General features: G+C 35.0%; 10 protein-coding genes. 1 reads left to right on the forward strand and 9 read right to left on the reverse strand.

Features of this window, described 5'->3' with window-relative positions:
• Positions 1-7: 7 nt before the first annotated feature.
• The 5 genes from V3595_RS27765 to V3595_RS27785 all read right to left on the reverse strand — a co-directional run bounded on the left by V3595_RS27765 (position 8) and on the right by V3595_RS27785 (position 4,599).
• Positions 8-649, reverse strand: a complete 642-nt coding sequence (locus V3595_RS27765) for a TetR/AcrR family transcriptional regulator (RefSeq protein WP_485911096.1) — start codon at positions 647-649, stop codon at positions 8-10.
• Positions 650-1,052: 403 nt separating this feature from the next.
• Positions 1,053-1,502 (reverse strand): MarR family winged helix-turn-helix transcriptional regulator, encoded by a 450-nt coding sequence (locus V3595_RS27770; RefSeq protein ID WP_485911098.1) that lies wholly within the window; start codon positions 1,500-1,502, stop codon positions 1,053-1,055.
• Between the two features lie 44 nt (positions 1,503-1,546).
• Positions 1,547-2,314 carry a pirin family protein gene (locus V3595_RS27775; RefSeq protein WP_485911100.1) on the reverse strand — a complete coding sequence of 256 codons (768 nt, stop codon included), beginning with the start codon at positions 2,312-2,314 and terminating at the stop codon, positions 1,547-1,549.
• 30 nt (positions 2,315-2,344) lie between these two features.
• Entirely contained in the window at positions 2,345-2,701 is a 357-nt protein-coding gene (locus V3595_RS27780) for a DoxX family protein (RefSeq protein WP_485911102.1), read from the reverse strand.
• A gap of 428 nt (positions 2,702-3,129) precedes the next feature.
• Entirely contained in the window at positions 3,130-4,599 is a 1,470-nt protein-coding gene (locus V3595_RS27785) for a S8 family peptidase (protein WP_485911104.1), read from the reverse strand.
• Between the two features lie 920 nt (positions 4,600-5,519).
• Between V3595_RS27785 and V3595_RS27790 the strand changes: the two genes are divergently transcribed.
• Positions 5,520-5,717, forward strand: a complete 198-nt coding sequence (locus tag V3595_RS27790) for an IDEAL domain-containing protein (RefSeq protein ID WP_137019435.1) — start codon at positions 5,520-5,522, stop codon at positions 5,715-5,717.
• 189 nt (positions 5,718-5,906) lie between these two features.
• Here V3595_RS27790 and V3595_RS27795 read toward each other — a convergent pair whose 3' ends face one another.
• The 4 genes from V3595_RS27795 to V3595_RS27810 all read right to left on the reverse strand — a co-directional run bounded on the left by V3595_RS27795 (position 5,907) and on the right by V3595_RS27810 (position 9,617).
• Positions 5,907-6,950 (reverse strand): serine hydrolase domain-containing protein, encoded by a 1,044-nt coding sequence (locus V3595_RS27795; RefSeq protein WP_251543969.1) that lies wholly within the window; start codon positions 6,948-6,950, stop codon positions 5,907-5,909.
• 270 nt (positions 6,951-7,220) lie between these two features.
• Positions 7,221-7,631 carry a hypothetical protein gene (locus tag V3595_RS27800; RefSeq protein ID WP_452453976.1) on the reverse strand — a complete coding sequence of 137 codons (411 nt, stop codon included), beginning with the start codon at positions 7,629-7,631 and terminating at the stop codon, positions 7,221-7,223.
• Positions 7,632-8,005: 374 nt separating this feature from the next.
• Positions 8,006-9,106 (reverse strand): DUF4179 domain-containing protein, encoded by a 1,101-nt coding sequence (locus V3595_RS27805; protein WP_485911107.1) that lies wholly within the window; start codon positions 9,104-9,106, stop codon positions 8,006-8,008.
• Positions 9,090-9,617 (reverse strand): RNA polymerase sigma factor, encoded by a 528-nt coding sequence (locus tag V3595_RS27810; RefSeq protein WP_485911109.1) that lies wholly within the window; start codon positions 9,615-9,617, stop codon positions 9,090-9,092. Before V3595_RS27810 ends, V3595_RS27805 begins: the two co-directional genes overlap by 17 nt.
• Positions 9,618-10,184: the final 567 nt, after the last annotated feature.

A 10,184-nucleotide genomic window follows, 5' to 3' on the forward strand; every position in this document is an offset into this window, starting at 1 on the left:
CAGCCCCCTATTCATTGTCACAATTTGTTTTTTTACTTTCATCAGAGTAAACTGCTTTTTTATGATCGTTAGAAATTCCATTCCAATAAATGCTCCAAGTTTGCTCTACCCGTCTTTTAAATTTGTCTTCCTGGTGATGATAATAGAGCAATTCCAAAAAGATCCCGTCCATTAAACATAGAAAGGAGGCAATTAAGTCATCAATAGGTTGATTTTTTAACACCCCCTGCCTAATTCCCTCCGAAAAGATACTTTCAAGCATCTCACCAAGAACCTCTTCCATATCGCTAAACGTTTCTTTTACTTCATCGTTTAACGTCGGAGGAAGGAAAAAGGTAAATTTCATATAGGCTGCCGTTTTCTCAGGTTGACTTAAATGATAATGACATATCGCTTCTAATATTTGATAGAGCTTTTCTTTTACCGTTCCATTTGTTAGATTGTCAATTGAACTTTTTATGTGACGGTGATTATCTTGCAACAGATCTTTATATACAGCCATAAATAGATCTTCTTTACTTTTATAAAAAGCATAAATGGACGGTGTTTTAATCCCCACCTCTTTAGCAATGCTTGAAAGAGTTGCACGCTCATAGCCTTTCTCAGCTAATTGCTTGTAAGCAACTTCTTTAATTTTATTTTTCGTCATCAACATACCACCTAACTAATTTAGTTAGGTATAATAATACTAACTATTCTGATAAATTACAATAGCTAAATTCTGAAAATTCTTTCAACCAACTGGTGAAGTTCAGTCTCCACTATAAAAAATATATAAGCCATACCAATATGTTCAATAAATAGATCAAGCGTTCCTTCTCTTATGGAACTAAACTGCCCCGATAGTTCCATAAGAAAAAGCTGCCTTAAAGACAGCTCCGATCTTCAGCTAACGCACCCGTTAGTTTAAGTGCAATGTTTCACAAACTTTTTATTATAGAGAGCATTCTGGAAATTGGTCTTATTTCGTTAAAATCAAAAAAACGAATATCAAACACTTTATTTTTTTAGTGTCTGATATTCGGATTACAGTATACTCTAATAATTTGTAATTATTTAATCTGAATAGCACCTAGTCCAAGCCTTTTGAGAAGATCCATTAACTGTATTTTTTCCTCATTACTTATAAAAGACAAATTTTCAGATATGACTTCAACGTGTTGAGGAAAGATTTCTTTAAATAAACTTTGACCTTTGTCAGTTAGAACTACATTTGAAGCACGACGGTCTGCTGGATTTGGTTCCCTTTTAACAAATTCTTTTTTCTCAAGTTTATCAACAACGTAAGTGATGCTTCCACTAGGAATAGATAATTTTTCACTAATTTTTTGAATTGAGTGGGGGCCCTTATTATAAAGAAGTTCCAGAATCATAAAATTCTCTGAACTAATTCCGTGTCTTTCAATATCTTTAACAACATGACCAAAAATAGTTTTACTTGCCTTAAGCCAGATGCGGAAAAGACGTAAATCAATCTGGCTTTGTTCATCTCCTTGATACATTCACCGAACCTCCTATTACGACTAACTTTTGAAATTACAATTGGTTATTTTGGTTTTCTGTATAAAGGATAATCAACTTCAGTCAGAACTTCAATTAGGAAGATTCTAAAGTCTTTATCTAATGCTTGAATTGTTACGTCTCCACCCTGTTCTGATTGAACGATGGAAAAATCTTTTTCTGCTAAACGAGTGGGTCCATTCGTGTCTAATGAAAAATCTCCATCGCCTCTGATGGCTAAACCAGCTAATGTACGATTCGATGAAAGGCTATGAGTATATACTGTTCCCTTTGGAATGAGTACATCCCACATCTGAGCATCTGTCACGATTTTCATTGGTGAATCATTTCCTAGTATTGTTTTAATTTTCACACCATCTTCATCCGTTAAAGAAAAATCATTGGAATCGTATTGTGAATAAGCAGGTGTACGTTTTACAGCTTGACTTAAATGTGGTTCAAACCAGATTTGAAAGATTTCCGATGGTTCTTTTAATGCTTCTGCATGATACACACCGGAGCCTGTTTGCATGAGCTGGGCTCCCCCTTCTTCTACAACACTTTCCGTACCAAGTGTATCCCGATGATAAGCATTACCCTTTATCACATAGGTGATGATTTCAAAGCCTTGATGTGGATGCAGTCCAATTTCTGCGGGTTCCTGAGAATGACCCCAAGCCCAGTAAAATAATGGTCCTAGTCGATTTATTAGAGACCCTTCTCCAGAAAAGCCAATCGGTTTTTGCTCTTTAATTTTACCGTCATCAAACTGCCCGTTCGCTTGATACTGTGGTTTAATAATTTTAATTTTCATTTGTATCCCTCCTATAGATTAATAGTCTACTTATCCAAGCAAAGATCCGAAATTTATAAGTAATACTACTAATCCAAGAATTAATAAAATGATCGGCATCATCATTTGTTTTACAGTATCTTTTATTTTAATATGAGTAAAAATGGCACCAATCATCGTTACTACAATGAATAACCCTCCCCATGCAGCTAACCTCTCGTTCCAAATACCTGCGATAACTAATACCGCTGAAACGACTTCTGCCAATCCTGTAAACACTCTAAACCATCCTGGATACCCATAATGCTTAAACCCTTCCACCATTTGCTTTGATCCGAACTTCATAAATCCAAACATTAGGAATCCTAATCCTAATATAACTTGAAGAATAATTGATAAAACACCCATTAATTTTCTCTCCCTTTATTCTAATATTATTTATCCTAAGATGATATATCCTAACATTAGGATATGTTTTATGTCAACAAAAAAACAACCCAATTTAGTTATTGAGTTGCTGTGTAGTTATTTACTATTCATGGTTATTTTTATTAAACTAAACTTCCCCGTTAGTTCATTAAGCAAAAAGGCCACCAAATGGCAGCCTGTTACTTTAGGTGATAATTTGCACTTATTTTAAGTGCTATTTTGGAAAATCATTAACTTATTAGATAATGAACAATAAAAAAAGGAGACGCCTATAAAGGGTATCTCCTTCCTATACCATATCGCTGAGATATCCGGGAACAGTAGTGAAAATTTGTTTTGTTTCTTCACCAACATAACAATTTAGTGTTACATTTTAGCTGACTAAATCAATTGCTCCAGCCGTATCATTACTTTTGAGTCAAAGCATTAAAAATATTCGCTTCGCCTGCCCCGTATAGGTGATCATTGCCAGTTTTTCCGTAATCCTTTGCGGTTTGTTTGATTGCCGCTGTTACCTGGGCCGGGCTGTAATCAGGATGAGCAGCTTTAATTACACCTGCAATTCCGGCAACCTTTGGAGAGGCCATGGACGTTCCATGAAGCAACGCATAGCTGTGCAAATTGGCAGTAAAGTATGGTTCCAAATAGGTTGGCCATGTGCTTAATGTCCTGTAATGGAAATCTCGCAGGCTTTCATCCAATGTTGCATCGTAAACAGGGCCGTTATCCCCTCCAGGTGCTGCTACATCAATAGAGCGTGATCCATAATTTGAATAGAATGCGATTTTTTCAGTAGACCATTTATTTGACGAAGAAACGGTCATTACGCCAGGAAGCTGTCCTGGTACTTCAATGGAGGCTCCTTTAAACTGTAATCCAAGATATCCATACTCTCTATTCATGTAATCTGTGATGGTGGTTGGATTGTTAAGATTTAAAGACTCGTTGCCGGCCGCCGCAACAACAGTAACGTTTTTCTTCACAGCATATTGGATGGCACGCTTCCAAACAAGCATATCAGCTACATCACTGTATGATCCGCTGTTTTGGTAAGAATATCGTGATAGGGCGTCAAAGCCTCCGATAGACATATTGATGACATCTACACCGTCATCAGCTGCCTGGATAATCGCATCAGCAATCCAGGATGTTGCAGCACCAGCATTTGCCGGAAACACACGGTAAGAACGAATGCCAAGCTCTGGACCAACGCCCTGAACCTTTCCATTTGCAGCGATTGAACCTGCAACATGAGTTCCATGCCCGTCACGGTCTTTAAAATCTTTAGTGTCTCCTGTCTCAGTCGGGTCATCCCCGAAACCTCCCTTTGGAACAAAATTTTGTCCCCCGAGAAGATTCCCTTTTAAGTCAGGATGGTTTGGATCAATGCCTGTATCAATGACTCCCACAACAGCACCATTTCCTTTGTTGATCTTATAGGATTCTCCGTCTTCAGTTACATTTTTGATGTCCCACTGATAATTCCAGTAACTTTCGATTGCTTCTGGCTGAGGAAAGTCGGTAACAGGCTGGTTATCAGCAGCAGCTGGGTCATTCTTTTTATAATCAAGCTGATGTTTAATTTCCAAATTAGCCGCTTGAACATTGGAAACAGATTTCAAATTTATAAGAAAGGCATCTTTTGAAGATTCAACTTCTACGCTTCCGATTTCAGGTAATGCACGTACAACTCTGCCGCCTGCGTTCGAGATAACGGTTGAATAATTGGGAGGAAGATTGCTTTTAAAGGCGATCAAATATTTTTTAGCAACTGGTGCCGTGTTTGTTGCCGTTTTTGCTACTGTTAAATCCGCACCCATATTCATACTGCATGCTAACGTGGCTGCAATAATTGAAGAAAAAATCTTAAGTCTCATCCTATCCCTCCACTATCAAAATTCGGTGCAATATTTTAATATATTTCACAAAATTTTGATAATTCCTGCTTTTTCTGTAAAAGTAATGAAAAACAAAGCAAAAGTCACAGTTGTAGAAATCACAATTCTGTTAATGAATATATTATCCCAATATTCATATTCTTCTAAATAATTAGTGTATCAAAAACGGTCGGATGTGGTACAAAATACAGAAACTTAAAACATGCTGACACTTTGCACCTACAACTTTAAAACCCAGCTACCTTCACATGAAAAGATTAGCTGGGATTCTTAATTATTTACATCCAATTATTTATAGAACTATTCGGATCCGACTAGTAAAAAAGCGACTACTCATTGTTCAGCAATCGCGCCCATTTGTTGAAGATCGGTATTACCTTTTTCTTCATTCAATAAACATAATAACACCCACAAAGATCACACTTTTTTCTTTATTATTTAGTGATTTCCTTTTCAGGTAGCCCCAATATTACAAATAAATATTTTAATAATTTTATATGTATAAAAGAATAATAGCTTGGGAATCATAAAGATAAAGAAGTTAAATAAAGGGGGTAAAATAGTGTCAAGTGAAAGCAAATTAACGTTGTCTGATTTTGTTAATAAAGATCGCTTTGAACTAAACTCTTATCTTACCTATTTGATCCATCAATTTTATGATAATGATCCGGACCAGTCTAAAGATAGAATGGTATAGATTAACGATTAAGTAAACTGAATGAATAAAAGTTTTTGAGATGAATTAAAAATATTCTTGTTTAAAGACACATAACTGAATGAGTTTAGAACTTTCAGATGTAAACTCATTGCAATATATACTATGGAACTACCGAGAGAAATATTTGAATAGTATGAAAACTATTAGTATAATAGAAAAAAGGTCAAGGAGTTGGTTTCCTATGGAAAGGAATTTGGTTAATACACCACTACAACCTGAAGTAAACGTCAAGGATTCTGAATTTGTTGAAATGATGTTAAACAAAGCACTTCGTAATTTCCGAAAAGAGCAAATCCGTAAAGAGATTGACCAATCATTACAGGATCGAAACAAAGAAGAATTCCTACGATTAACAGGGGAATTGAAAAATATTTCTTAAAATATTGTATTATATATCGAGATGATTTTGAAATGAACTTAACATAACTGAAAAAGGATCTTCAAACGAAGATCCTTTTTAGCTGCTTGTTCTTATTAAAACGCCCGATTGCGGAAGAACAAAATAATGATAATAATTGCTGCCTTTAGCTTAATGAACTAACGCACCCGTTAGTTTAAGTACATTTCTTCACAATCCAGAAGCGTAGGAATCATATATTTCACCAATGATCCCTTTCAATTGATGGACACCTAAATTTGTATTTGTCATTATGACTAATCCTTTTTCTAAATAGGGATATGCAACCATCATACATTGAAAGCCTACTCCCCAACCAAGCGATGAAATTTCTAGTTCTCCTTTTGAATCATCTAAAAACCCCCCTAGTCCAGTCCACTCTTTACAACCTTGGGAGGTTATCAGTTCTTTTGCTTTACTTACAGAAAGTCCAATCTTACTTTTACCTTTTAAAGAATTAATTAATTCAATAACCAAAATGGATAAATCTGAAGGTGTTGTCCATAACCCTGACGCAGCTTGATAGGGGTATATAGCATATTTTCCATCAACTAATTCTCCACTTTTTTTATGACCACAAGAAAAGTTATCACTTTTCTCTTCTGAAATGGTCATTGCTAATGAACTGTTGTGCATTTTTAATGGTTGAAATATTAGTTCATCCATTATTTCTTCGAAACGTTTACCAGTCACATCTTCTAAAAGTAGTTGTATTATACAATAGCCTGCATCTGAATATTGAAAGTCGCTCTTAGGTTCATAGTTCACTTGAATAGGTACTTTACAATAGGGTGTGTGTCCCTTTAATAGGTCAACGATTGAGGGAATACCGTCATTCGAATTAAGTTCCATAAAACTATCTTCAGGGTCTATAATTCCAGATTGATGACTTAGCAAGTTTCTTAATGTAACATATTGGTTTTCCGTAAATTTATTATCAGGAACTTTCCACGAGGTTAGCTTTTTGTTTATATCCTCATCTAAATCAACAAGACCTTGTTCAGTTAGTAGCAAAACAAGCATCCCGGTTAAGAACTTACTAATCGAACAAGCACTAAAAATAGAATTACTATTTACAATTTTAGTCGTTCCTGCCTCAAGTAAACCATAGTGTTCAGCCATACTAATTTGAGCGTTATTAATTACTGCAATGCTCAAACCATTTACATTATGATAATCCATACGCTCTTTAATGCTTATATTAGTTATTCCCATATTACCCCTCCGTTTTTATAACATTATTTTACCATTAGTGGGGATATACGGTTCATTTTATTTCCTTTGCTTGTGCAGCTAACCTGCCCCGTTAGTTGCATAAAAAAAAGCTGTCTTAAAGACAGCTCCGATCTTCAGCTAACGCACCCGTTAGTTTAAGTACAAACCTTCACAATCTTGCTAACCTGCCCCTTTAGCTCCATAAGAAAAAGAGCTGCCATAGCAACTCCCTTATTGAAGTAAAGCACCTGAGCTTAAAAAGAAGTATGTTTACCTTTTCAGTAAAAATCTTGGAGGTGAACCAACCTCTTGTTCTGCTTCAAAGTAAGCAAGTGAACCTTCAATACACGAAACAATAGAAGGCATTCCATAGCCAACTACTTTCTTTAAGGCTTCATTTAAGGATAATTTTTTACCATCAATTTCTTCGTTCCATGAAATTACATAACACTCATTGGGTGCACCTTGTTTTTTAAGTAAAGTAGCAATTTCTTGATAATCGGAATTAGGAGTTGGTATTTCAATCATATATTCCAGAAGAAGTGTTTTGCCATAATCGTGGCAAAGTCTGTTCAATGCTTCTACTCTTTTCTTTTCTGATGATAGTTCAAATATAACTCTATCTTGTATTCTTTTAGCAAAGAACCTTTTTACAATTCTTTTTTCTTGTTCTTTATCCATTATGACCTCCCGTATACTGCTTGTTTTTACTAATCATAACAAAATCCTTATTGAATTAACCTGCCCCGTTGGTTCCATAAGAAAAAGCTGTCTTAAAGACAGCTCCGATCTTCAGCTAACGCACCCTATAGTTTAAGTAGAAACCTTCACAATCTCTTCTAAACTTTAACATAATCCAATCCCTAAAATGTGTTGTTCCAGAATCTGCTGCAATACAAAAAGACTCCTTCTTATTAAAGAAAAGCGCCCGATTGTTGAAGTTTAAAAGTCAGCTGATACACTTGAGAATATTGAACAAAATGAACTGGACAGTTTAAACTATATAAAAGATAAAGACGATACCTTTATTTCAATATCGTCCTACCTTTATCCAATTAATTTATTATCTTGTCGTCTTTATCAAATATTGTAATGTGGTAAGGATCGTTTTTAACTCTTGATTTCATCTGTTCGGATTGTAGAAAATCGTCAATAATTTTTTCAAGTTGTTGTGCAAAAGCTTTCGCATTTTCGTCTGAACGGGATAAAGTGATAAACATTTGGATTTCTGGTTCTGGATGAACGGAATACCCTACCATTCTAACGTTGTAATCCTTTTTCCCTAATAAATCTTCACTCACAGTGTTAAGGATATCCGACCATCTTCCATCTTGCTCTCTTTTCTTCATGTTTACTTTTTTTAATTTTACGGTGTATTGATCATTTGTTTTAAGCTGAATTATATTCTGAACATATTGTTCTATCTCATCCGTTCTTTTTTCGGTATCAGGTATTTCAACTTCTACTATTTTTTGAGAATCTATTCCTATTCCTAACAACTTATATTTTTCACTGGCTTTGTCAAGTGAGAGTAGAATTTCATTATCCATTTTGATACGTTTTTCTTGCTTCTCAATCTGTTTCTTATCTTCCTCGCTATGAGGAACATCAACACGTTCCGTATATCTACTTACTTTAACTGTATAGGCATCATAACCCTTAGATTTTAGAATATCTTTTGCAATATCATCTACATCACCTTTAACGTCATTAAAATACTTTTCTGAACCCTGAATTACAATTTCGATTTCCTTTTTCGGAAATGACACTCCTGCTCCAGTCGTTTTGTAACCTTTTGCTCTTAGTTCCTCGGATATGAGTTTAAGTATATCATTCTTATTTTCAAAAATTTGTCCTAAGTAAGGAATTTTGGATACGACTTTTGCCATTGCTGGTGAAACAAATGCAGAACTTATAAATAAACCAAATAATATAATCAGCGCGATACTAGAGTATGCTAACTTCCGAATCAGACTTACTTTTTTGATACGAGTTAATAGGATAGGGTGCTTATTTCTCTCTTGGGATTCCAAATTTTCAATATCAGTTAAGATTCGGTTTTTCAGTTCTTGTTTTTGTTTTGTTTTCCACATTAGATCGGAATTTAATTTCTTTAAGGAACTATCAAAATCCGTATCTTCATATTGCTTTTTCATCCAAATACCCCTCCTTTATTAATTGTTTTTTCAATGCTGGAATAGCTCTAAAAAGAGTCGATTTAACTTTACTCTCAGACCAGCTCAATACCTTTGCCGTATCCTCAATAGAAAAACCTTTGATCTTTCTTAAAACGATCACCTTTCGATATGTATCTTTGATTTCCCCTAACGCTTTATATAGTTCAAATGATTCCTCTTTTATTTGAATCATTTCTTCAGGCAATAAGTTATTGTCCTTTTGCAAAAGAAATACTTCTTTAAAGAACCTGCTGGGTTTGCGTTTTCTTAAAAAATCAACCGTTAAATTGTGAGCGATACTGAATAGCCATGTTTTTTCACTGGAATGCTGATTAAATGAATTATGATATAAATACGCTTTTACAAAGGTATCATGGGTCAAATCCTCTGCTTGTTGATAATCCTTAACCATTAATAAAATAAAACTTAAAATGGATTTACTATGTTGGTCATACCAATCTGCAATTTCTTCTTTTCTGTACTTCGACAAGTTACCACCCCTCCTTTTCTTGAATGTTCAATACTTAGACGTATTAACTAAATAAAAGTTGTGTTTTTACATTAAAAAAATCTCTAAAAGTTTAGATTAGAGATTTTTTCGTTCTTTTATAGAACTGACGTTTATATCAGTTGTCTTAGAAATAAGGTGAAAATCATGCTCCAAGCTCATGTTTTCCTCCTTAAAATAAGTTCCTCGTTAGATCTAATATTAGTATGCCTTATGGAACTCCCTCAGTTTAATACGATTTCCTCACAAATACTCGCTTATTCGCAGGATTTCATCACCATTGAATTTAAATTCACGGTTAAATGGAGTGATTTCAGGACATGAAGATTTCATGAAGGCATAGTGAAATAAAGGAGTTGTACAACACTCCACATTTTACCATATAATGTACATTCTCCACGCCGCCCCTGGAGGCTTTCCCTCCCATGTCTCAACGGGTCAATTGCCCTATCATTTCTTCGTCATGCCTATCCAAGGGGTGGAGGCCAGTTATGCTATCCTGATGGGTCGGTGCCCTTTTGTTCAAGAAATCTGGTACTCCGTACATAT

This window comes from Bacillus sp. CFBP9009, from assembly GCF_036541465.1.
GTDB lineage: Bacteria > Bacillota > Bacilli > Bacillales > DSM-1321 > Peribacillus.